19 protein-coding genes are annotated in these 22741 nt (G+C 66.2%); 7 read left to right on the top strand and 12 right to left on the bottom strand.

The window, feature by feature from the left end; translation table 11 throughout:
- Positions 1-85: 85 nt before the first annotated feature.
- Together dctA and ACWPW1_RS12730 are read right to left on the bottom strand one after the other, a co-directional pair.
- Positions 86-1399 (bottom strand): C4-dicarboxylate transporter DctA, encoded by a 1314-nt coding sequence (gene dctA, locus ACWPW1_RS12725; RefSeq protein WP_454253087.1) that lies wholly within the window; start codon positions 1397-1399, stop codon positions 86-88.
- Positions 1400-1599: 200 nt separating this feature from the next.
- Positions 1600-2679, bottom strand: a complete 1080-nt coding sequence (locus tag ACWPW1_RS12730; protein ID WP_454253088.1) for a 4-oxalomesaconate tautomerase — start codon at positions 2677-2679, stop codon at positions 1600-1602.
- Between the two features lie 146 nt (positions 2680-2825).
- Between ACWPW1_RS12730 and ACWPW1_RS12735 the strand changes: the two genes are divergently transcribed.
- The 5 genes from ACWPW1_RS12735 to ACWPW1_RS12755 all read left to right on the top strand — a co-directional run bounded on the left by ACWPW1_RS12735 (position 2826) and on the right by ACWPW1_RS12755 (position 7774).
- Positions 2826-3725: a LysR family transcriptional regulator gene (locus tag ACWPW1_RS12735; RefSeq protein ID WP_323150026.1), complete on the top strand. Its 900-nt coding sequence runs from the start codon at positions 2826-2828 to the stop codon at positions 3723-3725.
- A gap of 120 nt (positions 3726-3845) precedes the next feature.
- Positions 3846-4787 carry a cytochrome ubiquinol oxidase subunit II gene (locus tag ACWPW1_RS12740; protein ID WP_271655036.1) on the top strand — a complete coding sequence of 314 codons (942 nt, stop codon included), beginning with the start codon at positions 3846-3848 and terminating at the stop codon, positions 4785-4787.
- On the top strand, positions 4780-6843 hold the full coding sequence (locus ACWPW1_RS12745) for a cbb3-type cytochrome c oxidase subunit I (RefSeq protein WP_454253089.1): 2064 nt from the start codon (positions 4780-4782) through the stop codon (positions 6841-6843). The genes ACWPW1_RS12740 and ACWPW1_RS12745 overlap by 8 nt, the downstream gene beginning before the upstream one ends.
- Positions 6840-7469 carry a cytochrome c oxidase subunit 3 gene (locus tag ACWPW1_RS12750; RefSeq protein WP_323150029.1) on the top strand — a complete coding sequence of 210 codons (630 nt, stop codon included), beginning with the start codon at positions 6840-6842 and terminating at the stop codon, positions 7467-7469. Before ACWPW1_RS12745 ends, ACWPW1_RS12750 begins: the two co-directional genes overlap by 4 nt.
- Complete coding sequence (locus ACWPW1_RS12755) at positions 7466-7774, top strand: cytochrome o ubiquinol oxidase subunit IV (RefSeq protein WP_454253090.1); 309 nt, start codon at positions 7466-7468, stop codon at positions 7772-7774. The genes ACWPW1_RS12750 and ACWPW1_RS12755 overlap by 4 nt, the downstream gene beginning before the upstream one ends.
- Positions 7775-7827: 53 nt before the next feature.
- Here the strand turns inward: ACWPW1_RS12755 and ACWPW1_RS12760 are convergent, their stop codons facing one another.
- Positions 7828-9123, bottom strand: a complete 1296-nt coding sequence (locus tag ACWPW1_RS12760) for a PQQ-dependent sugar dehydrogenase (RefSeq protein WP_271655040.1) — start codon at positions 9121-9123, stop codon at positions 7828-7830.
- On the bottom strand, positions 9120-9548 hold the full coding sequence (locus tag ACWPW1_RS12765) for a DUF2231 domain-containing protein (protein ID WP_271655041.1): 429 nt from the start codon (positions 9546-9548) through the stop codon (positions 9120-9122). The genes ACWPW1_RS12760 and ACWPW1_RS12765 overlap by 4 nt, the downstream gene beginning before the upstream one ends.
- Before the next feature lie 263 nt (positions 9549-9811).
- Here ACWPW1_RS12765 and ACWPW1_RS12770 point away from each other — a divergent pair, with 263 nt between their 5' ends.
- On the top strand, positions 9812-10936 hold the full coding sequence (locus ACWPW1_RS12770; protein ID WP_454253091.1) for an MFS transporter: 1125 nt from the start codon (positions 9812-9814) through the stop codon (positions 10934-10936).
- Between the two features lie 47 nt (positions 10937-10983).
- Here the strand turns inward: ACWPW1_RS12770 and ACWPW1_RS12775 are convergent, their stop codons facing one another.
- From ACWPW1_RS12775 to ACWPW1_RS12810, 8 genes are all read right to left on the bottom strand, one after another.
- Entirely contained in the window at positions 10984-12309 is a 1326-nt protein-coding gene (locus tag ACWPW1_RS12775; RefSeq protein ID WP_059315102.1) for a M20/M25/M40 family metallo-hydrolase, read from the bottom strand.
- A 149-nt stretch (positions 12310-12458) separates the two neighbouring features.
- Positions 12459-14540: a 3-hydroxyacyl-CoA dehydrogenase NAD-binding domain-containing protein gene (locus ACWPW1_RS12780; RefSeq protein WP_454253092.1), complete on the bottom strand. Its 2082-nt coding sequence runs from the start codon at positions 14538-14540 to the stop codon at positions 12459-12461.
- 18 nt (positions 14541-14558) lie between these two features.
- Complete coding sequence (locus ACWPW1_RS12785; RefSeq protein ID WP_454253093.1) at positions 14559-15809, bottom strand: OprD family porin; 1251 nt, start codon at positions 15807-15809, stop codon at positions 14559-14561.
- Positions 15810-15873: 64 nt separating this feature from the next.
- Positions 15874-16872 (bottom strand): ABC transporter substrate-binding protein, encoded by a 999-nt coding sequence (locus ACWPW1_RS12790; protein WP_439000282.1) that lies wholly within the window; start codon positions 16870-16872, stop codon positions 15874-15876.
- Positions 16873-16914: 42 nt separating this feature from the next.
- Positions 16915-17682, bottom strand: a complete 768-nt coding sequence (locus ACWPW1_RS12795; RefSeq protein ID WP_059315106.1) for an ABC transporter permease — start codon at positions 17680-17682, stop codon at positions 16915-16917.
- Positions 17683-17708: 26 nt separating this feature from the next.
- Entirely contained in the window at positions 17709-18536 is an 828-nt protein-coding gene (locus ACWPW1_RS12800) for an ABC transporter ATP-binding protein (protein ID WP_017641234.1), read from the bottom strand.
- Between the two features lie 216 nt (positions 18537-18752).
- The gene (locus tag ACWPW1_RS12805) at positions 18753-20840 is read right to left on the bottom strand and encodes an acetate--CoA ligase family protein (RefSeq protein WP_454253094.1); all 2088 of its coding nucleotides are present in this window, start codon (positions 20838-20840) and stop codon (positions 18753-18755) included.
- Entirely contained in the window at positions 20837-21649 is an 813-nt protein-coding gene (locus ACWPW1_RS12810) for an enoyl-CoA hydratase/isomerase family protein (protein WP_454253095.1), read from the bottom strand. Before ACWPW1_RS12810 ends, ACWPW1_RS12805 begins: the two co-directional genes overlap by 4 nt.
- 84 nt (positions 21650-21733) lie before the next feature.
- On the opposite strand from ACWPW1_RS12810, the gene ACWPW1_RS12815 reads away from it, so the two are divergent.
- Positions 21734-22570: an IclR family transcriptional regulator gene (locus ACWPW1_RS12815; RefSeq protein WP_454253096.1), complete on the top strand. Its 837-nt coding sequence runs from the start codon at positions 21734-21736 to the stop codon at positions 22568-22570.
- Positions 22571-22741: the final 171 nt, after the last annotated feature.

The following is a 22741-nucleotide window of genomic DNA, read 5'->3' on the forward strand; positions in this document are numbered from 1 at the left end:
TGGCCAAACGCAGGCCAGCCGATCCCCTCCTCCGGCCAGCTGACGACGCGGAGGTGGGGCTACAGCAGGAGAGGCGTTTGGACGGTCAGGCGTGGGGACGGGCGTCCGGTACGGTCCACTCGACGGCGTCGGGCATTGCCTGGGGTTCGGCCTTGCCGCTGGCCAGGGCGCGTAACAGTCGCTCCCGATCGCAGGCACCTTCGGACAGCGAGATCACCACGGTGGCCACGGCGTTACTCGCCAGGCTGGTCAGCGCGCGGGCTTCGGACATGAATCTGTCGATCCCGATGAGCAGCGCGAGTCCCGCTAGGGGGATGTCATGGATCACAGTGAGGGTCGAGGCCAGGGCGACGAAGCCGCTGCCGGTCACGCCGGCTGCGCCCTTGGAGGACAGCAGCATGATCGCCAGCATGGTCAGGGTCTGGCCGATGGTCAGGTCGATGTTGCAGGCCTGGGCGATGAAGACGGCGGCCAGCGACAGGTAGATGGCGGTGCCGTCCAGATTGAAGGAATAGCCAGTGGGCAGCACCAGACCGACCACACCCTTCTTGCAGCCCAGACCTTCGAGCTTCTGCAGCATGCGCGGCAGCACCGGCTCGGTGGACGAGGTGCCCAGCACCACCAGGAATTCCTCGCGGAAGTAACGCAGGAGTTTCCACAGGCTGAAGCCCCGCGAGCGGCACAGGGCGCCCAGCACCACGAAGACGAAGAAGGCGCAGGCGATGTACAGGGTGGCGATCAACTTGGCCAGGGAGCCCAGCGAGGTGATGCCGTACTGGCCGACGGTAAAGGCCAGGGCGCCAAAGGCACCCACCGGCGCGAAGCGCATCAGGTAGCCGAAGATCCGGAAGACCATCTGGGAGGCCGACTCCAGCACATCCAGCACCGGCCGGCCGCGCTCGCCCATGGCGGACAGGGCGAAACCGCAGAGCACGGCGATGAATAGCACCGGCAGTACCTCACCCTTGTTGAACGCCCCCATGAAGGTGTCCGGGATGATGTGCATGAAGAAGTCCACCACGCTGAGTTTGGCCGCCGACGCCGTGTACTGGGCGATGCTGGCGGTGCTCAGGGTCGCGGGATCGATGTTCATGCCTACGCCGGGCTGGAACAGATAGACCGCGCCGAGGCCGATGAACAGGCTGATGACGGTGAGCACCAGGAACAGCAGCAGCGTCTTGCCCATCAGCCGACCCAGGGTGCTCTTGTCGGTCATGCCGGCGATGCCGGTGACGATGGTGCAGAACACCACCGGGGCGATCATCATCTTGATCAGCTTGATGAAGGCGTCACCCAGGGGCTTGAGCGCGACGGCCTGTTGCGCCCAGAAGTGACCGACCAGCACCCCGAGGACCACGGCGCAGAGGATCTGGAAGTACAGCGATTTGGCAAGTTTCATGGGGCATCACCGTTTATTGAAGTTGTGCGGATGCGCTGGTGGGGGTGGGTTCTTAGAGCCTGTTCATAATCTTGCGAGCTAGAGCCAAACAAGGCGAAAAGGGCTGAGGAAGCGGAGTTTACGAGTGGTAAATGAGCATTCCGAAGCCCTTTCCAACGCGGCTTGGCCGACGCGCAGCAGATTCTGAACTGGCTCTTGCGTCAGCCGGCGAGCCTCCGCGCGACGGGCGCATAGACATGGCCGGCGAACAGGCGGCGCGCGGTCCGGACGACCGAGGCCTGGATGGTAGTGCCGTCAGCGCCGCCGCGCGACAGCACCACGTCGATACCGCCGCTGGGATGCTCCAGGCGAACGTCGGTGAGGGTTTCGGCGCCGGCTCCGAGCAGCGTCATCACCACCGTTTCCGGGGTGACGCAGGCGGTGGCCAGGCCGATGGAGCCGGTGATGGCCAGCGCCCGGTGGCAGCTGTGCGGCATGAAGTAGCGGACCTGCAGGGTGCCGCCGTGCTGAGGCAGGGAAATCAGCACCGGCTTGGGGATCACCTTGCCGCTGACATCGCCCAGGCCCATGGCCCGGCCGGCCTGCAGCCGCAGGGTTTCCAGCCGCGCCAGCAGCCCGGTGTCGGCGTCCAGCTCGGCCGGGCGCTCGCTGCCGGTCACACCCAGGTGGCGGGCGTCGACGATCATCATCGGCATGGCCATATCGATGCAGGTCACCGGCACCCCGTCGAAGACATCGGTGGCCTGGCCCGTGGGAAACAGCTTGCCGGTCTTGCTGCCCACGGCGTCGAGAAAGGTCAGTTGGACCGGTGCCGCGGTGCCGGGCACGCCGTCGATGGCGGTATCGCCTTCGTAGCGCACCACGCCGCCGGGCGTGTGCACCAGGGCGTCGACGAAGCTGTCGGTGTTGAGGTTGCGGATACGCACCAGGGTCTTGCCGTCTCTGGCGGCGACCAGGCCCTGCTCCACGGCGAAAGGACCCACGGCGCAGAGCATGTTGCCGCAGTTGGGCGCGGTATCGACACGGCGGTCGGCGACCATCACCTGAACGAAGAGGTAATCCACGTCGGCATCGGCATGGCTGGACGGGCTGATGATGGCGACCTTGCTGGTCTGGGGACTGCCACCCCCGATGCCGTCGATTTCCAGCTCGTGGCCGGCGCCCATGAGGTCGATCAGCATCTCGTCGCGTAGCGCGGGATCGCTGGGCAGGTCGCTGGCGTGGAAGAAGGGCCCCTTGGAGGTGCCACCGCGCATGAGAACGCAGGGAATACGTTGCATGACTGCTGTCTCTTGTTGATCAATAGCGTTCATTGATGTTCTAGGGGCAAGATTGGCAGCCGTAGATAAATCTATCCAATGCAAATATCGTCGCTATTATTCCACTTGGATAATCAATAAAGCTGGATTCGAGAGACAGGTAATTCATGGACTACGAGCTGCAAGACATTCGATCTTTCGTGAAGATCGCCGAATTAGGCAGCTTCCATGAAGCGGCCGATGCCCTGCACCTGTCGCAGCCAGCCCTGAGTCGGCGCATCAAGAAGCTGGAAGACGGCCTGGGCACGCCCCTGCTCGAACGCACCACTCGTCGCGTCGGCCTCACCAGTGTCGGACGGGATTTCCTGCCCAAGGCACGCCGGCTGCTGGATGACTTCGAGGATTCCATCCTCAGCATCCGCGAACTGGCCGAACGCCAAACCGGCCAGGTCACCCTGGCCTGCATCCCCACCGCGGCCTTCTACTTCCTGCCCTCGGTGATCCGCCAGTACAACGAGCACTACCCCAAGATCCGCATCCGCCTGCTGGACCTCAGTGCCAACGATGGTCTGGAAGCCGTGCTGCGTGGCGAGGCGGACTTCGGCATCAACATGCTCAGCGGCCAGCACCCGGACATCGAGTTCGTGCCCCTGGTGCAGGAGCAGTTCGTGCTGGCTTGCCGGCGCGACCACGAACTGGCCGGGCGCCCGTCGATCAGCTGGGGCGAACTGGTCGAGCACCGGCTGATCGGCGTAGGTCGCCTGAGCGGCAACCGGGTGCTACTCGACCATGCCCTCTCCGCCCGTGGCATCCGTCCCAAGTGGTTCTATGAGGTACAGCACCTGTCCACCTCCCTGGGCATGGTGGAAGCCGGGCTGGGCGTTTCCGCCATGCCCAGCCTGGCCATGCCAGCCGCCGACCATCCGACCCTGGTCAGTGTGCCCCTTACCGATCCGGAGGTAACCCGGACCCTGGGCCTGGTGTCCCGGCGCGGCGCCTCCCTGTCCCCCGCCGCGGAAAAATTCGTTGCCATCCTGCTCGGCCAGTGGAAGACCGAACAGCCCTAGCGCGGGTCCTGTATGCCACCGTGTCCCGAGCTGATGCGGCCAAGCGCCAGTATCCAGTGAACGCCGCCCCTGATCGGATGGTCTGTTGGCTGCAATAACTGGTTACGGTCGAGTCCGCTCATGTCCCTTGCGCGATTACCGCGTCCCGCTCTGCGCCTGCCGACCTTCAAGGGTGGGCAGCCCCTACCATTCCGGTTGGCTGCCACTCTGGTCGTGGCCACCCTGCTGGCCGGCTGCTCGCCCCTCCAGCATGGTTTCCTCGTGCCCGCAGGCCTCGCCGCCAGTGGCGAGCGGGACCTGCTGCAGTGGATCGTCGGCCTGGCGCTGGTGGTGGTGCTGCCGGTGATCCTGCTCACCCCGCTCATCGTCTGGCGCTATCGCCACGGCAATGATCGCGCCGCCTACCGGCCGCGCTGGGAGTTCTCCTGGCTGCTGGACATCTTCGCCTGGGGCGTGCCGGCGCTGATCGTGGTAGCCCTGGCCTTCCTGGTCTGGACCCGGACCCATAGCCTGGACCCCTATCGCTCGCCAACGCCCAGCGTGGCGCCGCTGGAGGTCCAGGTGATCGGCCTGGACTGGAAGTGGCTGTTCCTCTACCCCGAGCAGGGCATCGCCAGTGTCAACGAACTGGTCCTGCCGGCGGGCCGTCCGGTACAGCTCAAGCTCACCAGCGATACGGTGATGCAGTCGCTGCTGTTGCCGCGCCTGGGCGGCCAGATCTATGCCATGGCCGGCATGCAGACGCAGCGCTATCTGCAGATTCCCGCGCCCGGCCAGTTCGAGGGACGCAATGCTCAGTACAGCGGTAAGGGCTTCCAGGACCAGCACTTCCCGATCCGGGTGTTGGGCGAGGCCGACTTTCAAGCCTGGACCCAAAGGGTGGGTCAGGCTCGCGAGGCGCTGGACTGCGCTCATTACCAGGTGCTGGCCCGCCCCGGCACCCTGGAGCAGGCCGCCGAGCTGCGCCTGACCCAACCCGCTCTCTTCGCCTGGGTGCTGGCGCGCTATCGCCAGGACCCGGTACCCGCCTGCGACACCTTCACCGGAGCCGCCCATGACTGACTCCTCGGCCCTCTGGCATCTGTTGTTCGGCCGCCTGGGCTACGACGCTCTGCCCTTCTACAGCCTGGTCGCCACCTGCGGCGCCAGCGTGGTGATCCTCGGCGCCCTCGCCACGGCCGGGGTGATCACCTGGCTCGGCAAATGGCGCTATCTCTGGCAGGAGTGGTTCACCAGCCTGGACCACAAGCGCATCGGCATCATGTATGTGGTGCTGGCCCTGGTGATGTTCAGCCGTGGCGTGGTGGAAGGGGTGATGATGCGCACCCAGCAGGCCCTGGCCATCGATGCGCCGGGCTATCTGCCGCCGGAACACTTCGGGCAGCTGTTCAGCACCCACGGCACCATCATGGTGTTCTTCGTGGCCATGCCCTTTCTTACCGGGCTGATCAACTTCGTCATGCCGCTGCAGATCGGCGCCCGCGACGTGCGCTTTCCGCTGCTCAATGCCATCAGCCTCTGGTTGACGGTAGCCGGCGCGGCGCTGGTGATGGTCTCACTGGTGCTGGGGCGCTTCTCCACTGGCGGCTGGAGCGGCTATCCGCCCTATACCGGCATCGAATACCAGCCCGGCGTCGGGCCGGACTACTGGATCTGGGCGCTGACCCTGAGCTCCCTGGGCAGCACCCTCACCGGCCTCAACTTCGCGGTGACTCTCTACAAGGAACGGGCGCCGGGCATGCGCCTGTTCCACATGTCGCTGTTCAGCTGGACCGCGCTGTGCACCAGCATCCTGATGATCTTCGCCATGCCGCCGCTGACCGTGGCCACCCTGCTGCTGGCCCTGGACCGCTACCTGGACTTCCACTTCTTCACCAATACCCAGGGCGGCAACCTGATGAACTACATCAACCTGTTCTGGCTGTTCGGCCACCCGGAGGTGTACATCCTCATCCTGCCGGCCTTCGGGGTGTTTTCCGAGGTCTTCGCCACCTTTTCCACCAAGCGTCTCTATGGCTATCACTCGCTGGTCTGGGCCACCCTGGTGATCGCCGTGTTGTCCTTTACCGTCTGGCTGCACCACTTCTTCACCATGGGCCAGAGCCCCAGGATCAACGCCGCCTTCGGCATCGCCACCATGCTCATCGGCATTCCCACCGGGGTGAAGATCTACGACTGGATGGCGACCATGTTCCGCGGTCGCATCCGCCTGACCACGCCGCTGATCTACGCGGTGATGTTCATCATGCTGTTCGTGATCGGCGGCCTCACCGGCATCACCCTGGCGACGCCGCCGGTGGACTACCAGGTGCACAACACCGTCTACCTGGTCGCCCACTTCCACAACATGCTGATCCCGGGAATGCTGTTCGGCATGCTGGCCGGCTACCACTTCTGGTTTCCCAAGGCTTTCGGCTTCCGCCTCGACGAACGTTGGGGCCGCATCGCCGCGCTGAATTTCGGCCTGGGCTTCATCCTCGCCTTCATGCCCCTGTATGTGCTGGGCGTCTCCGGCCTGCCGCGGCGCAGCCAGGCCATCCACAACCCCGATTTCGCCCCGCTGCTGTGGGTCGCCGAACTCGGCGCGGTGGTGCTGCTGGCCGCCCTGGGCAGCCTGGTGATTCAGCTGGTGGTGAGCATTCGTCGCCGCGACAGTGCGCGGGTGCCGGCGGGTGATCCCTGGAACGGCCGCACCCTGGAATGGGCGGTCGCCGCGCCGCCGCCGGAGTACAACTTCGCCGTGCCGCTGCCGATCAACGACCGGGATCCCTTCACCTGGCTCAAGGAACAAAGCCTGGCCTACGACCGGCCGCGGACCTATGCCGATCTGGTGCTTCCCAAGAACAGTGCCGTCCCGGCCATCGTCGGCGCGGCGGGCTTCGCCTGTGCCTTCGGCCTGGTGTGGCACATCGGCTGGATGGCCGTACTGGGGCTGCTGGTGGCCTGGGGGGCGGTCATCGCCCGCAGCTTCCAGCGCGATACCGAGCGACTGATCTCGGCGGCGGACGTTCGGCGCGAACATGAGGCCTGGCTGGATGAGGTCGCCGCGACCCGCCCGGTCACGCGCGACGAGGAAACCAGCCCGGGCAATCGTGGCCTGGCGGAGATGGGGCCATGAGTTCGCGTGACATGAACCACGCTGGTCTCAACGTCGGCGCCACCGATCACGCGACCCACGCCGAGGCTGAGTACTCGCTGTTCGGTTTCTGGATTTTCCTGATGAGCGACGCCCTGGTGTTCGCGCTGCTGTTCGCCATCTATGCGACGCTGCAGCACGCCACCGCCGGGGGGCCAGTCGCTCGCGACGTCTTCGAACTGGGCAGCGTGACCCTGCAGACCCTGGTGCTGCTGGCCAGCAGCTTCACTTATGGTCTCGCCTCACTGGCGATGAAATACCACGAGGGCCGCCTGCGCCCGCTGGTGACCTGGCTGCTGGTGACCCTGGCGCTGGGCCTGGTCTTTCTCGGCCTGGAGCTGCACGACTTCCTGGGTATGGCGGACAAAGGTGCCCTGCCCCAGCGCAGTGCCTTCCTGTCGGCGTTCTTCGCCCTGGTGGGCATGCACGGGGTGCACGTCGCCAGTGGCTGCCTGTGGCTGGTGGTGATGCTGGTGCAGCTCAGGGTGTTCGGCCTGGATACGCCCGTGAAGACCCGGCTGATGCGCCTGGGGCTGTTCTGGCACTTTCTCGATATCGTCTGGGTCGCCATCCTGTCGGTGGTCTACCTGCAGGGGCTGTTGCCATGAAGCGTGACGACTATCGCCGCGAATTGGCGAGCTATGTGACTGGCCTGACGCTGGCCGTGCTGTTGAGCCTGATACCCATCGCCCTCATCCAGTTTCCCAGCCTGCCGCGCGGAGCCACCCTTGGCGTCATCTTTGGCCTGGGCTTGCTGCAGATCCTGGTGCACCTACGTTGCTTCCTGCATATCAGCCTGGGCCGTTCGCACCGCCACGACCTCTATCTGTTGCTGTTCACCAGCCTGATCCTGGTGCTGATGGTGGTGGGCAGCCTGGTGGTGCTGGGGGATCTGCATCACCGCATGGGTTGAGCGCAGTTGCCGCCCCTCCAGGGGCGGCAACGCAATCGTCTCTCGGCAGGGCCTTACTGGGTGCGAGTCACGCGCCAGATGGTGTTGGCCAGGTCGTCGGCGATGATGACGCCGCCCCGCTGATCCACCGCCACCCCGACCGGTCGGCCACGGGTCTTGCCGTCTTCGCCATAGAAGCCGGTGGCGAAATCGACAGGCTCGCCGGCCGGACGGCCATCCTTGAAGGGCACGAAGACCACCCGGTAACCCACCGGCTTGTCGCGGTTCCAGCTGCCGTGTTCGCCAACGAAGACGCCGTCGGTGAACTGCCCGCCCACCGCGGCAGTGGAAAAGCTCAGGCCCAGGGCGGCAACGTGGGAGCCCAGGCTGTAATCGGGCTTGATGGCCGCCGCCACCTTGGCTGGATCCTGCGGCTTGACCCGCGGATCGGCGTTCTGACCCCAGTAGCTGTAAGGCCAGCCATAGAAGCCGCCTTCACGAATTGAGGTCAGGTAGTCGGGCACCAGGTCCGGGCCGAGTTCGTCACGCTCGTTGGCCACCGCCCAGAGCTGGCCGCTGCCGGGCTGCATGGCTAGCGCCGTGGGATTGCGCACGCCGGTGGCATAGGCCTTGTGGGCGCCACTCTGGGCATCGATCTGCCAGATCTCCGCGCGATTCACCTCGACGTCCAGGCCACGTTCGCCGACGTTGCTGTTTGAGCCGATGCCGACATAGAGGTAGCGGCCATCAGGACTCGCGGCGAGCGACTTGGTCCAGTGGTGATTGATCGCCGCCGGCAGGTCCACCACCTTGGTCGGCGCGGCACCGGCCTGGGTCTGGCCGTCCTGGTAGGGAAAGCTCACCAGGGCATCCTGGTTGGCCACATAGATGCGGCCGTTCGCGAAGGCCAGGCCGTAGGGGGCGTTGAGATTCTCCGCGAACACCGTCTTGAGTTCGTAGGTGCCGTCGCCGTCGGCGTCGCGCAGCAGGGTCAGGCGATTGCCACCCTTCACCTGGGTGTTGCCCTTCGCCTTGATGTAGCCGGCGATGACGTCCTTGGGCTTGAGCTTGGGCGCATTGCCGCCCCGGCCTTCGGCTACCAGGATATCGCCGTTGGGCAGCACCAGCATCTGCCGGGGAATGCGCAGGTCAGTGGCGATGGCGGTGATCTTGTAGCCTTGGGGAACGGCGGGCGTGCGGTCGCCCCAGGCCGCCGGCTCGGCGATCTTCATGCTTGGCAGGAGACCGCGCTGGGGTTCAGGCAGCTTGGGATCAGGACCTCGGGCCTGGGTATCGGCGCCACCTTCGCCACCGCACGCGGCGAGCAACATGGCCAGACTGAGGGCGCTCAGGGCTCTTGGCGTGCTCATCGGGTCACCTCCGAACGCAGATTGGACAGGCCGATCCAGGCAGCCGCCAGGCTCAGCACCGTGACGACCACCGAGAGGATCAGCCCGTTAGGCATCACCGCCCAGGCATCCTTGGCGTGTTCGAAGGCATTGACCAGCCCGAGCACCCAGGCCAGCAACAGCAGGAGGAAGTAGACCGCCGGCCGGCCACCCTTGCGTTCGGCGCGGATCAGATTGACCAGCGCGAACAGCAGCGCCAGCCCCGACAGCAGCAGGGCGCCAGCGATCAGCCAGGCCGCGAAGTTGGCCCACTGGATGTGATAGGTCTGGTAATAGGCGATATCGCTGAGCAGACCGCCGATAAACAGCGGCACAGAGCCGCCCAACAGCAGCGCATGCAGCGGGCCGGGCCGGACGGGATGGTAATGATGGGCAGCTACGGTCACTGACGACTCCTTTTCATGACGGGACGCCGTGGGCCTAATGGCCACCACGACGGGAAGGACGCACTGAAAAGGATTGCTGGCGCGCGAGGTTAGTTCAGCCGTATCGCTTGGCGGACACCTCTTGAAAAAGAAGAGATAATGACAGGCTCGTTGCAGCCGCAGCGTCTACCAGGCGCCTGCGCGGACGCGCCGTCCCTGCAATCCGCTGTCCAGCCGCCGACCATCGGGCTGGATGTCACCTCGTCTACAGGAATTCCTCGCGCATGACCTCTTCCCGGTCCGTCGACCAGGCCTCCCGGCGCGCGGCCATCGCCCTCGCCTTCTGCCTGCCCAGCGACGTGCTGCTCTACCTCGTCCTGCCCATGTACGCCTCGGTCTTCGGCATCACCCTGATCGAAGCCGGCATCCTGCTGGCCGCCAACCGGGTGATCCGCATCGTCGGCTATCGCTACGTGGTGCAGCTCTATGCCCGTTTCGGCGATCGGCGCAGTCTGGTGGTGGCCGCCGCGGTGGCCGCGCTCTGCGCCCTGGGCAATGCCAACCTCTCGGGTTTCTGGGCGTTGCTGGGGCTACGCCTGGCCTGGGGCCTGAGTTTCGCCACCTTCAACCTGTCCACCCAGGTACTGGCCACCGCCGACCCGGCCGGCGCCGCCCGGCGCACCGGCACCTCCCGCGCCCTGATCGCCATCGGTCCCATGCTCGCCCTGTCCGCGGGTGCCTGGCTCACCCTGCAATACGGGCCGCGCGCGGTGCTGCTGATCTGCAGCGGCCTCTGCCTGATCGGCCTGCTGCTGGCCCTGGGGCTGCCCAGCGCCGGGCACCAGTTGCCGGCACCCGGGCGCCGCCTGCGCTGGCCGGATCGCATCGTCACCTGGTCCTTCATCGAAGGAGTGACCCTGGACGGCTTGTTCATCTTTGGCCTGTCGGCCTTTTCCCAGGCGGTGCTGGGCGGCGACGCGGTGCTGGTGGCCGGGCTGCTGATGGCGCTGCGCTATGTGTCCGACATGCTGCTCAGCCCGCTCGGCGGCCGGGCGGCGGATCGCTATGGCGCAGCGCCCATGCTGGTGGCCTGCTCGACGTTGACGGCGCTATCGCTGACCGCCTTCGGCTTCCATTGGCTGATCCTCGGCGCCGGCGGGGTGCTCATCCTGCGCGCCCTGCAGATCCCCCTGGTGGTGACCCTGGTCGCCACCCGCCATCCGGGTCAGGCACGGCTGCCAGCGCTGGCGTCCAACGCCATGTGGCGCGACGTGGGTGCAAGCGTGGGGCCGCTGCTGGCGGGCGTGCTCATCCCGCTGGTGCCTTCGACCCTGCTGTACCCGTTGTCCGGCCTGGCCATCCTGGTCAGCTCCCTGGCGTGCCTGAAATTGAAACCGGCTTCCGAGTAGCCATCCGTACCCTGGCGTCCATTGCGGACGCCAGGGTCTGCCTGCCGCTACTTGCCGTGGGCCTGCAGCACCGGCTCGCTGACGCCCTTGACGCCCACCAGGGTCAGGCTGGTCAGCAGCACGTTCTGCGGGCCCTGGTAGGCATCCACCGGCTTGTACCACTCCGCCAGCGAGTGGGCACTGCCGCCCTCCCCGCCGCCGCTGATGGTCATGGCCGGCACACCCAGGGACATGGCGGTGTTGGAGTCGGTGCTGCCACCGCTCAAGGTGACCTTGGCGCCGTTGGTGACCGCGGCAATGGAGCGCTGCGCCGTCTGCACCATGGGCGAATCCTCCGCCGTCCCGCCGGCCGGACGATCACCGATCAGCTTGATGTCGACCGAGATCTGATCGGTATCCCAGCGCTTGTTCTCCTCCTTCACCGCATCCTGCACCAGGGCCAGGATCTCCTTCTCTTCCGCCAGCAGCGCGGCCTCCTCGTTGGATCTCATGTCCAGGGTCAGGCGCGCTTCGCCGGCGATGGCGTTGACCGAGGTGCCGCCCTGCACCGTGCCCACGGTAAAGGTGGTCTTGGGCTCCTTGGGCGGCCGCACCTCGGCGATCTTGGCGATGGCACGACCCATGGCGTGGATGGCGCTGGGTCGACCGAATTCGGCGAAACTGTGGCCACCCGGGCCCTTGAAGGTCATCTCGTAGCGGTGGCTGCCGGTGCCGCGATTGACGATCCGCCGCACGTCGATGCCGTCCACCGAGATGAAACCGTCGATGCCCTGGCGATCCTTGAACAGGGCCTTCACCCCGCGCAGGTTGCCCAGCTCCTCCTCGCCCACGGTGCCGACGAATACCAGATCACCCACCGTCTCGATGCCGCTCTTGTTCAGGGCGTCGATCACCGACAGCAGGGCCGCCAGGCCCCGGGCGTCATCGCCGATACCGGGGCCGTAGGTCTTGCCGTCCTTTTCCTTGAGGGTCAGGTCGGTGCCCTCGGGGAACACCGTATCCAGGTGCGCCGAAACCACCAGCTGCGGACCCTGGCCGCTGCCCTTGCGGGTGGCGATCACATAGCCTTCCGGGGCGATGCTGGCGTCCTTCAGGCCCAGCTCCTGGAAGCGCTTGAGGTAATACTCGGCGCGCACCTTTTCCTTGAACGGCGGCGAGGGAATCTGGGCGATGTGCTTCTGTTCCGTGAAGGTGCGACCATCATCGGCGCGCAGCGCGTCCAGCGCCTTGGTGACCCGGGCATCGCCCTGCACCGAGGACAGGGCGCCCTCGACGGTGGGTGCCGCAGCCAGGGGTAGCGACAGGGTGGCGGTCGCCGCCGTAATAATCATTGCGGAAAAGCGATTGGCCAAAGCCGAACGAGCAAAAGACATCTGACACTCCCATTGCCTGAATTGGTATTCCGATCGGGCGCAATCGTCTGACGAATACACCCTTGCCTGACCCTAGGGGTGCGCGAACGAAAGGTCAAAGAACGGGGCGCTATCGGATATGTAGCGTCGCTCAGGGTGCTGCTTTCGACTCACAGGTCCAGAAATGTCCGACCCTCTGCCGCCAGCTGCGTGAGCCGCGGCGAGATCCGCGTCCCGCGCTCGGCCAGGGCGGCGGACCAGCCTTCCAGGGTGGTGACGATCCGCTCCAGCCCACACTCGTCGGCGTGGTACAGCAGCCCGCCGCGATAGCGCGGAAAGCCGTAGCCGTGCAGCCAGACCAGATCGATGTCCACTGCTTGCTCGACGATGCCCTCCTCCAGCAGCCAGGCCGCCTCGTTGATCATCACGAACAGGCAGCGTTCGAGGATCTCCGTATCACTGTGGCTGCGTGGGGTGATGCCCCGGCGCCCACGGTGGGCGGCGAGCAACTCGACGACCAGGGGATCCGCCTGGCCCCGGCGCTGACCTGGTTCATAGCGGTAGTAGCCGGCGCCGGACTTCTGGCCAAGACGGCCGAGGGCGTGCAGCTGCTCGATCAGGTCGCAGGCCCGCTCGGCAGGGCTGAGGGATTCACCCCGCCCCTGGCGATTGCGCCAGGCGATGTCGATCCCGGCCAGGTCACGCAGCTCGAAGGGACCCATGGGAAAGCCGAATTCACGCAGCACCCGGTCGACCTGTTCGGGGGCGGCGCCCTCTTCCACCAGCAGGGTCGCCTCGCGCTCACGCACCGCGAGCAGGCGATTGCCGACGAAGCCATGGCAGTTGCCCACCGCCACCGTGGTCTTGCCCAGACGCTCGCCCAGTTGCAGGGTGCTGGCCAGGACGGCGGGCGCGACCGCGCGGGTCCGAACCACCTCCAGGAGCGTCATCACCTGGGCCGGGCTGAAGAAGTGCATGCCGATCACCGCCTCCGGTCGGCCGGTCACTCCGGTGATGGCATCGATGTCGAGATAGGAGGTGTTGGTGGCCAGGATGGCGCCGGGCTTGGCCAGGCGATCGAGCTGGCGAAAGACCTCCTGCTTGACCGCCAGATCCTCGAACACCGCCTCGATGATCAGATCGGCGTCGGCTACCGCGTCCAGGGTCGCTTCACAGCGGATCAGGGCGGCGCGCGCGTTGGCCTGATCGGCCGTCAGGCGGCCCTTGGCCAGGGCCCCGGAGAAATAGCGGTCGATAGTGGCGCGGCCCCGTTCCAAGGCCTGCGGCTGGGTATCGATCAGGACGGTGGCCAAGCCGGCGTTGGCCAGGCAAAGGGCGATACCGCTGCCCATCAGCCCCGCGCCGATCACCGCCACTTGCCGCAACGCTACGGGAGGCGCCGCCTTGGCCAGGGCGCGGTTACGACCCGCCAGGGCGCGCTCGGCGAAGAACACATGGCGCAGGGCTTGGGCCTGGGCGGACTCGCGCCGAGCGACGAACAGCTCACGCTCGCGCTGCAGGGCGGCAGACAGCGGCAGCTGCCAGGCACCGCGCAAGGCGTCCAGCGCCAGCACCGGTGCCTCCTGGCCCGGCAGCTTGCGCAGCAAGGTATGCGCCTGGAACTCGAAGGCGTCGTGGTCGAACGGAGATACTGTCTGCGCCGCCGTCGGCCGTGGCGACAAGGAGGGATGATCACGCAGAAAGCCCTGGGCCAGGACCAGCGGCTCACCCTCGCCCAGACCATCGATCAGCCCCGCGCCAAGCGCCGCGCTGGCATCCAGGCGCGTGCCGCCCACGATCATGTCCAGCGCCAGGGGCACGCCAACCAGGCGCGGCAGGCGCTGGGTGCCGCCCGCGCCCGGGATCAAGCCCAGGCTGACTTCTGGCAAGGCGAAGGTGGTAGCGCTCGCCGCGACCCGGTAATGACAGGCCAATGCCAACTCCAGCCCACCGCCCAATACCGTGCCATGCAGCGCGGCGATCACCGGCTTGGGCGAGGCTTCGAGGGCCGCCAGCACCTCCGGCAGATGGGGCTCCTGCAGCGGCAGGTCGAATTCGCGGATGTCGGCGCCGGCGACGAAGGTCCGCCCGGCGCAGGTGATCACCAGGGTCTGGATCCCGTCATCGGCCAGGGCCTCCTGCAGCCGTGCCAGGAGCCCCGCACGCACCTCGCGGGACAGGGCATTGACCGGTGGATGGTCCAGGGTGATGACGCCCAGGGCGTCGATCCGTTGCAGGGTTACGGTGGTCATATAAGGTCTCCCGAAGGGTCAGAGCAGCGACAGCGGATAGCTGGCGATGACGCGGACGTCATTGGCGTCCCGCGAGAAATCGGAACGGTAGGTGGCGCTGCGCAGGCGCAGGTTCAGGCCCTTGAGCGAGCCGCCCTGCAGCGCGTATTGCAGCTCCACATCCAGTTCTCGCTCGCTTCCGGACGCGCCTCCGCGCAGTTCGGCCTGGCTGCCGCGTACGAAGCGCGTCATGAAGTTCAGGCCAGGAATACCCAGTCGACCCAGGTCGTAGTCGTAGCGTGCCTGCCAGGAACGCTCATTGGTCTCGGCGAAGTCGCCCACCTGGACGAAGTTGACCAGATAGGGATCGGTGCCATTGACGTAGGGAAAGGCCGTTGAGCCCGACATCTTCTGATAGCCCAGGCCCAGGGAATGGCCGGCGCGCTTGTAGGTACCCAGGGCGCTGAAGGCACGGTTGTCGATCCGTCCGCCGCGGGCGCTGCCCTCGTCGTCGCTGTCGAACAGCCGCACCTCGGTGAGGAAGGCGCCCCAGTCGCCCTCGCGGCGGTCGGTCAGGCCGAGAAAGCGCTGGCGATAGACATCTTCCAGCACGGCGTACTGGGCGCTCACATCGGTGGTGGTGCCGAAGCGGTAGAGGGCACCGACGACATTGAAATCACCCCCCTCCAGGGAACCGCTGAAACGGCGATTCTTGTTGTTCAGCGAAAGGCCATCGGCCCCGGAGCTGTCGCGATAGACCGTGCGCTGGATGTTGGCGCCGGTCAGGGTCAGCCCCTTGATCTCCTTGAATTCGAACTGGCTGCCCTCGAAGGTCTGGGGCAGCAGGCGGCCATTGTTGGTGACCAGGGTCGGCCAGCGCGGTACCAGGGTGCCGATCCGCAACTCACTCTTGGAGAGACGCGCCTTGAAGGTCGCCCCGGCCTTGGCGTACTCGCCGGGCGCGCGGCCCTCGTCGTCTACCGGCAGCAGGCCGGTGCCAGTGCGGCCACGGCCCGAATCGAGCTTCACCCCCACCAGGCCCAGGGCGTCCAGGCCGAAGCCAAGGGCGCCCTGGGTAAAGCCGGATTCGTACTTGAGGATGAAGCCCTGGCCCCACTCTTCACGCTTGGACTGGCCGCTGCCGTCGCGAAAGTCGCGGTTCATATAGAAGTTGCGCAGCTCCAGGGTGGCCTTGCTGTCTTCGAGGAAGCCGTCGGCATAGGTGAGGGGCGACAGCAGGGCAATACCCAGCCCTGCCGCCAGGATCGGCTTGTCATGATGCCTGTGCATAGGAGATCTCTACCGAACCCTGGCCGCCCGCGGCGTACCAGGGGGATGGAAGGAAGCGTGCGGTTCAGCGCACCTGCGTCAGGTAGTCGGCGGCGGTACCAGGGATCTGGGTGTTCTGGATCTGGCCCAGGAAGGTAATGGCGCGCTGGACGTCTTCATCGGTGAGATAGGGCGTCGCGGGGAAGGACTTGCGGTTGCTCTTCCAGGCGGCGGCGTAGACCTCGTCGTTGACGCCCTCGAAGCGAGTGCGCACGGCCTTGGCGGCCTCGTCCGGATGCTGGCTGATCAGCTGGGTGGCATCACTGAGCGCGGCGAGAAAGGCCTTGACCGTGTCCGGGTGCTCTTGCGACCACTCGCGGCGAGCGCTCAGGGCGATAGAAGGATAGCCGTCCAGGGCCTTCACCTGGCCCTCGGACATGTCCAGTAGGGTGAAGCCCTTCTGCTCGATCACCGCGCTGTCCGACGCGGGCGACGACAGCGCGAAGCCGTCGATGCGGCCCTGGGCGAAGGCGGCCAGCATGGCGCCGCCGTTGTTCAGGTACAGCAGGGTGAAATCCTTCTCCGACTGCAGCTTGGCTTCCTGGCCGAGGAAGCGCACCAGGAAGTCGGCGCTGCCGCCAGTACCGCTGACCGCCAGGCGCAGCCCCTTGAAGGCGGCCAGGCGCTGCTCGACGGTGGAGTTGGCGTTCAGCCCCAGGCGGTCGGCCACCTCCTGGCGGATCACCACATTGCTCGCATACTGGCCGACCATGCGCCCCAGCAGGGTCACGTCGGCGCCCTTCACCTTGGCGTTGATGGCGTTCTGGATGGCGCAGGAACAGAACTCCACCGAGCGGCTGACCAGTCCGGAGGCGGCGGCGCCGCCACCCTTGAACTTGACCAGGCTGACGTCCAGCCCGTGCTTCTTGAACAGCCCGGCATCCAGCGCCACGAACAGCGGCATGTGCACGAAACCTTCGGTACCTATGGCCACCTTGACCGCTTCATCGGCCTGCACGGCGGGGGTGGCGGTGAGCAGCGCGGCGCTCAGGCCGAGGGCGGAAAACAGACGCTTGAACGACATGGCAAAGACCTCTCTTCTTCTTGTAATGGCTAGTGGGGGCGATCAGATCGAGAGTTCGCGGGCGTCCTGTTCCTTCTTCCAGGGCATCAGCGCGGTTTCTAGCTTGCGCACCGCCGCCTGCAGCAGCAGCGCCAGGAAGATGATCGCCAGCAGCGCGGCGAAGACCCCGGCGGTGTCCAGCTGGCCGGCGGCGTCCTGCAGCAGGTAGCCCAGGCCCCGGTTGGCCGCCATGATCTCGCCGACGATGGCACCGATCAGCGCATAGGGCACCGACAGCTTGAGCCCGGTGAACACCCACTGGATGGCCGAGGGCAGCACCACCTTGCCGATCAGGTGATGTTCCTTGGCGCCCATCAGCCGCAGGATCTCCAACTGCTCGCGCTCCACGGCGCGCACGCCGCTGTAGGTGTTGAGGAACACCAGGAAGAACACGATGGTGGCGGTCAGGATGATCTTCATCTCGATGCCGATGCCGAACCACATGATGAACAGCGGCGCCAGGGCCACCTTGGGCAGGCTGTAGATGGAGATCAGGATGGGGTCGAGTAGCTTGGCCAGGGTCTCGTTGCGGCCCAGCAGCAAGCCGACGCTGATCCCGGCGCAGGCGCCGCAGAAAAAGCCGGCCAGGGTCTCGACGACGGTGATCCAGCCGTGGGCGAACAGCCGGCCACTGGAGACCAGCTCGACGAAGCGGCCGCCGATCTCGCTGGGCGAGCTGACGAAGAAAGGATCCACCAGCGGTCCCGAGGCGAACTGCCAGGACAGCAGGATGACGGCGAAAATGGCGACGCGGCCGAGAAAGATGTTCATAGCAGGATTCTCCAGGGGTGGGCCACTCAGGCGTCTTGGCTCGGGGTGATGAATTCCCAGAGATCACCGCAGAGCTGGTGATACCGCGGGTCCTTGCGCAGCTGCAGGATGTTGCGCTCGTCGCCCAGGGGGATGGGCACGTCGCGGACGATGGTGCCGGGGCGACCGGAGAAGATCAGGCAGCGATCGCCCAGGGCCACCGCCTCGTCCAGGTCGTGGGTGACGAACAGCACGGTCTTCTTCAGCTGGCGACTGAGCTTGAACAACTCGGTCTGCATGCGCATGCGCAGCTGGGCATCGAGCGCCGCGAACGGCTCGTCCATCAGCAGGGTCTCGGGATCGTAGGCCAGCAGCCGGGCCAGGGCGGCGCGCTTGCGCATGCCCCCGGAGAGCTGACTGGGATAGGCCTTCTCGTGCCCTTCCAGACCGACCAGGGCCAGCAGGTCGCGGATGCGTGCCTGGCGTTCGGCCTTGCCTACGCCACGGATCTCCAGGGGCACGGCGATGTTGCCGGCCACGTCGCGCCAGGGCAGCAGGTGATCGCTCTGGGTCATGTAGCCGGTGCGGCCGTTGATGCCCTTCACCGGCTGGCCACCGTAGAGCACCTGGCCTTCAGTGGGGGCGAACAGGCCGGCCACCATGTTGAGCAGGGTCGACTTGCCGCAGCCGGAAGGACCGACGATGGTCACCACCTGGCCTTGCTGGATGTCGACAGTAATGCTGTGCGAAGCCTGTTTCGCCACGCCCTTGACGGTAAAGGCCTTGGCGACGTTGCGAAAGGAAATCACGGTGGGCGCCGGGGCGATGCCACCGATCGGCTCGCGAGGGCTGGCGTTCTTCAGTACGGCGGACATGGCATTACTCCCGGTTCGAGGACGTGGCGTCGGGTTCAGGACTCATGAACGACGCGACGGCGCCTGACGGTAGGAATGCACACCATGGGAAGTTGATCTGGAAGCTGTTCATAGTGACCTACTTATTGTTATGAGTCAGAAATGAAGCGTTCTTGGATTATGCAAGGGTGAACCTGAGCGGCAATGGCGCTGTTCCACCCTGTGGAACAGCGACCTTCAGCTCAGCACCGTGAGACCGTCGAGGGCGACCACGCCCTGCCCGTGTGGCCTGACCAGCAGCGGATTGATCTCGGCTTCCTGCAGGCGCTCGCCCAGACGCAGGGCCATGTCGGAGAACGCCACGATGCAGTGCGCCGCCGCCTCGACGTCGGCCTTGGGTCGGCCGCGATAGCCGTCCAGCAAGGGGTAGGTACGCAATTCGGCGAGCATTTCCCGGGCATCCTCCAGGGTCACCGGCAGCAGGCGCAGCGTGGTGTCCTGGAACAGTTCAGCCGTCACCCCGCCCATGCCGAGCAGCAGCGCCGGGCCCAGTTGCGGATCACGGGTGAAGCCGAGGATCAGCTCCTCGCCGCCGCTGACCATTTCCTGCACCAGGAAGGCCTCGGGATCGAAGCCAACCTGGGTGGTCACCTCGTCGCGCATGCGCTCCAGACGCGCACCGATCCCGTCGGGTCGCTGGCGCAGGGCCACGCCGCCCACCTCGCTCTTGTGCGGGATGCGCGCCGAGAGCACCTTGAGCACCACCTCGCCACCCAGTTCACGGGCCGCCGCTTCGGCCTGACGCGCGTCACCCACTACCTGCTCGCGGGTGACCGGAATGCCAAAGGTCTCGTAGAGCTGCTTGCTGCGTGCCTCGTCCAGCGGGCCCGGTTGCAGACCGGGCAAGGTGACCCCTGCCGTGTCCGTGACGGTACCGACCTGGGTCTGTCGCTGGCGAGCGAAGCTACCCTGCAGGGCCAGGGCCTTGAGCGCACCGGCACAGCTTTCAGGGGCACTGAAGGCTACGCCGCCCGAGCCGTTGATACGCTGCGCCGCTGCCGGCGCATGGGGACTGATATAGGCCAGGACCGGCTTGGTCGAATGGGCCAGGCTGTCACGGATGGCATCAGCCATCAGGTGCGGCTGGGCCACGCCGGAAGAGCCCACCACGCTGATCACCGCGTCGTAGTCGGGGCTGTCCAGCAGGATGCTGATGGCGCCGCGCATCACCTCGGGTTGCAGACCCGCCAGGGTCAGGTCGATGGGGTTGCGGTCGAGCACCGCCTGGTCGCCGACGTCCAGGGCGCGCAGCCGCGCCGCCGTCTCCGCGCCGGGCGGCGGGGTCTGGAAGCCGTTGACGCCCAGGTTGTCGGCGATCAGGGTGCCGGCGCCACCGGTGGAGGTCAGGATGGCCACCCGGGTACCCTGCATCACCCGGCCACTGGCCAGGGCGAAGGGAATGTCCAGCAGGTCGGCGAAGGTCTCCGCGCGGATCACCCCGAGCTGGCGGAAATAGGCCGAATAGAGATCGTCCGAGCCGGCCAGGGCGCCGGTATGGGAGGCCGCGGCGCTGGCGCCGGCTTCCGAACGGCCGACCTTGAACACCACCACCGGCTTGCCGGCGGCGCGGGCCCGGCCCACGGCGCGGGTGAACCTGGCAGTGTCGCGCACCCCTTCGAGGTAGAGGGCGATCACCGCGGTCGCCGGATCGTCAGCCAGGTGGTCGACGAAGTCGGCGACATCCAGATCCACCTCGTTGCTGGTGGAGATCAGCTTGGAAAAGCCGATGCCGGCCGCCACGCCGCGAGAGAGCAAGGCGCCAAGGATGCCGCCGCTCTGGGACACCAGGGCCACCTTGCCCGGCAGCAGGGCATCCATGTCCAGGGCGCCACTGGCGGACAGGGTGATGCGCTCGCTGACGTTGACCAGGCCGATGGTATTGGGGCCGAGGATACGCATGCTGCCGCGCGCGGCCTGGAGTTCCGCCTGGCGGCGGATGCCGCTCTCCCCCGTTTCGCCATAGCCGCCGGCCAGCACGATGGCCGCCGCACAGCCCAGCGCCGCCAGTTCGGCCACCGCCTGATTGGCGCGTTCGGCACCCAGCAGGATGACGGCCACGTCCGGCACCTCGGGCAACTCGGCGATGGAGGGATAGCAGCGCAGGCCATCGATCTCCTCGTAGCGCGGATTGACCGGGTAGAGGCGCCCCTGGAAACCATGCTTGCGCAGGAAGGCGATGGGCCGGCCGGAGGTCTTGCGGGCGTCGCCCGAGGCGCCGATGACGGCGACGCTGGCGGGGGTGAGCAGACGGTCGAGGGCGCTCATCGCTGGCCACCCGTGCTCTTGCGCGCCAGGAAGGCGGCGACCGACTCCTGGTGTTCGCTGGATGTGTAGCAGATACCCTGGGCCTGGCTGCCCATGGCCGAGATCTGGCCCTGGGTCAGCTCGAAAGTATTGTTGAGGATCGACTTGCTCAGGCCCAGTGCCGTGGCGGAACCGGCGGACAGTTGCAGTGCCCAGTCCTGGGCCGCTGGCAGCAGATCGTCGTGGGGCACCACCCGGTCGATCATGTTGATGCGCTCGGCTTCGCCCGGCGCGACGGTGCGACCGGTGAAGATCAGCTCCTTGGCCCGACTCAGGCCGACCCGCCGTGGCAGAAAGTAGAGGCCACCGCCGTCGGGGATGAGGCCGCGGGCGATGTAGCTCATGGCGAAGGTGGCCTGCTCCGAGGCGATGATGAAGTCGCAGCTCAATGCCATGTCGCAGCCCAGCCCGGTGGCGGCGCCGTTGACCGCGGCGATGGTCGGTTTGGGCAGGTTGTGCAGCAGCGAAACGGCGTGGTGAACCCGTTGCTGGCGCTTCCAGCCGTTGAAGGCCACCGAACCGGCCGGCGCACTCATGCGCGCCTGCATGCCCTTGATGTCGCCACCAGCGCAGAAGCCCTTGCCGGTACCGGTCAGGATCAGCGCCTTGATCGCGCTGTCGGCGGCGATACGCTCCAGGTGCTCGATCAGCAGGGTGCGCATGTCGTCACTGATGGCATTGCGCGCTTCGGGGCGGTTGAGCGTCAGGGTGGCGATGCCCTGGGTCACCGTTAGCTCGATGGGGGTCGAGGATTCGGGAGCTGTCGTCATGGGAGGTCTCTCTCTTATTCTTGGGTTGATTGGCTGCCCGGATCTGCGCCAGGCTTGAAATCAATCTGCGCGAGGAGACCTGTCATGACAACGCAGCCATTCCACCAGGTGGAACACGCCATCGCCGAGCCGAACGCCGCCGACATGCCTGGCCAGGGCAAGGCGCCGGCCAACCGCTCGCTGGAGCGTGGCCTGGATGTCCTGCGGGCCTTTCGTCCGGGCACCGAATACCTCACCAATGGCGACCTCAGCGACCTCCTCGGCCTGGCCAAGTCCACCGTCAGCCGCCTGACCCAGACCCTGGTGCGCACCGGCTTTCTGGACTACGACGGCGGCCGCAGCGCCTATCGCCTGGCGCCGACCTTTCTCGGCCTGGCCCATGCCATGCACCAGGGCAGCAGCCTCCTGCAGGCCGCCTCGCCGCTGATGATCAAGGTGGCGCGGGAACACCAGGTCAACGTCAGCCTGGCGGCGGCGGACCGTGACGAGATGATCTACCTGGAGTCGATTCGCCTCAGTCAGCGCAAGACCCCGCGCAACGTCCTGGTCGGCCAGCGCCTGCCGATGGACATCACCTCCCTCGGTCGCGCCTGCCTCGCCGGCCTGGGCGAAGCCCAGCGCGAGACGCTGATCGCCACCTTCTGCGCACGCCGCTGCGAGGTACGCCGGGCGCCACTCGAACAGGAGATCCGCGCCGCCATCGCCAGCGTCCGCCACAAGGGCTACTGCCTGGCTGCCTGGCAACCCGAAGTGGTCGCCATCGCCACCCCCCTCGGCCTCCCCGGCTACCGCACCCATGCCCTCAACATCAGCCTGGCCACCCCGCTGTCGGAAGCGGAGATCGAGGAACGCTATGCCGGGGTGCTGCTGGAACTTGCGCAGGAGATCAGAAGAGTAATAGCAGGTGGCTTTTTTAATTAACTTAGTGACGCGTGTAACCAGAAAAAAATCTAGGAAATTCGATTTCATACATAAATCTATGTCCTATTTTTTAAATTAACTGTTTCACCTAGAGGCATCACAACACCCGCGATACATATATGTAAATTTAACACCAGAAAGCAAGCCAAACCTCAACAAGATAAGCTATAA

It is taken from the genome of Pseudomonas sp. Marseille-Q7302 (assembly GCF_965111925.1).

Excerpts from the sequence above, each read along its gene's own strand:
- ACWPW1_RS12795 (WP_059315106.1), bottom strand. The coding sequence starts at position 17,682 with ATGAACATCTTTCTCGGCCGCGTCGCCATTTTCGCCGTCATCCTGCTG.
- ACWPW1_RS12730 (WP_454253088.1), bottom strand. The coding sequence starts at position 2,679 with ATGCAACGTATTCCCTGCGTTCTCATGCGCGGTGGCACCTCCAAGGGG.
- ACWPW1_RS12815 (WP_454253096.1), top strand. The coding sequence starts at position 21,734 with ATGACAACGCAGCCATTCCACCAGGTGGAACACGCCATCGCCGAGCCG.
- ACWPW1_RS12810 (WP_454253095.1), bottom strand. The coding sequence starts at position 21,649 with ATGACGACAGCTCCCGAATCCTCGACCCCCATCGAGCTAACGGTGACC.
- ACWPW1_RS12805 (WP_454253094.1), bottom strand. The coding sequence starts at position 20,840 with ATGAGCGCCCTCGACCGTCTGCTCACCCCCGCCAGCGTCGCCGTCATC.
- ACWPW1_RS12780 (WP_454253092.1), bottom strand. The coding sequence starts at position 14,540 with ATGACCACCGTAACCCTGCAACGGATCGACGCCCTGGGCGTCATCACC.
- ACWPW1_RS12735 (WP_323150026.1), top strand. The coding sequence starts at position 2,826 with ATGGACTACGAGCTGCAAGACATTCGATCTTTCGTGAAGATCGCCGAA.
- ACWPW1_RS12750 (WP_323150029.1), top strand. The coding sequence starts at position 6,840 with ATGAGTTCGCGTGACATGAACCACGCTGGTCTCAACGTCGGCGCCACC.
- dctA (WP_454253087.1), bottom strand. The coding sequence starts at position 1,399 with ATGAAACTTGCCAAATCGCTGTACTTCCAGATCCTCTGCGCCGTGGTC.
- ACWPW1_RS12770 (WP_454253091.1), top strand. The coding sequence starts at position 9,812 with ATGACCTCTTCCCGGTCCGTCGACCAGGCCTCCCGGCGCGCGGCCATC.
- ACWPW1_RS12760 (WP_271655040.1), bottom strand. The coding sequence starts at position 9,123 with ATGAGCACGCCAAGAGCCCTGAGCGCCCTCAGTCTGGCCATGTTGCTC.
- ACWPW1_RS12740 (WP_271655036.1), top strand. The coding sequence starts at position 3,846 with ATGTCCCTTGCGCGATTACCGCGTCCCGCTCTGCGCCTGCCGACCTTC.
- ACWPW1_RS12790 (WP_439000282.1), bottom strand. The coding sequence starts at position 16,872 with ATGTCGTTCAAGCGTCTGTTTTCCGCCCTCGGCCTGAGCGCCGCGCTG.
- ACWPW1_RS12800 (WP_017641234.1), bottom strand. The coding sequence starts at position 18,536 with ATGTCCGCCGTACTGAAGAACGCCAGCCCTCGCGAGCCGATCGGTGGC.
- ACWPW1_RS12775 (WP_059315102.1), bottom strand. The coding sequence starts at position 12,309 with ATGTCTTTTGCTCGTTCGGCTTTGGCCAATCGCTTTTCCGCAATGATT.
- ACWPW1_RS12745 (WP_454253089.1), top strand. The coding sequence starts at position 4,780 with ATGACTGACTCCTCGGCCCTCTGGCATCTGTTGTTCGGCCGCCTGGGC.
- ACWPW1_RS12785 (WP_454253093.1), bottom strand. The coding sequence starts at position 15,809 with ATGCACAGGCATCATGACAAGCCGATCCTGGCGGCAGGGCTGGGTATT.
- ACWPW1_RS12755 (WP_454253090.1), top strand. The coding sequence starts at position 7,466 with ATGAAGCGTGACGACTATCGCCGCGAATTGGCGAGCTATGTGACTGGC.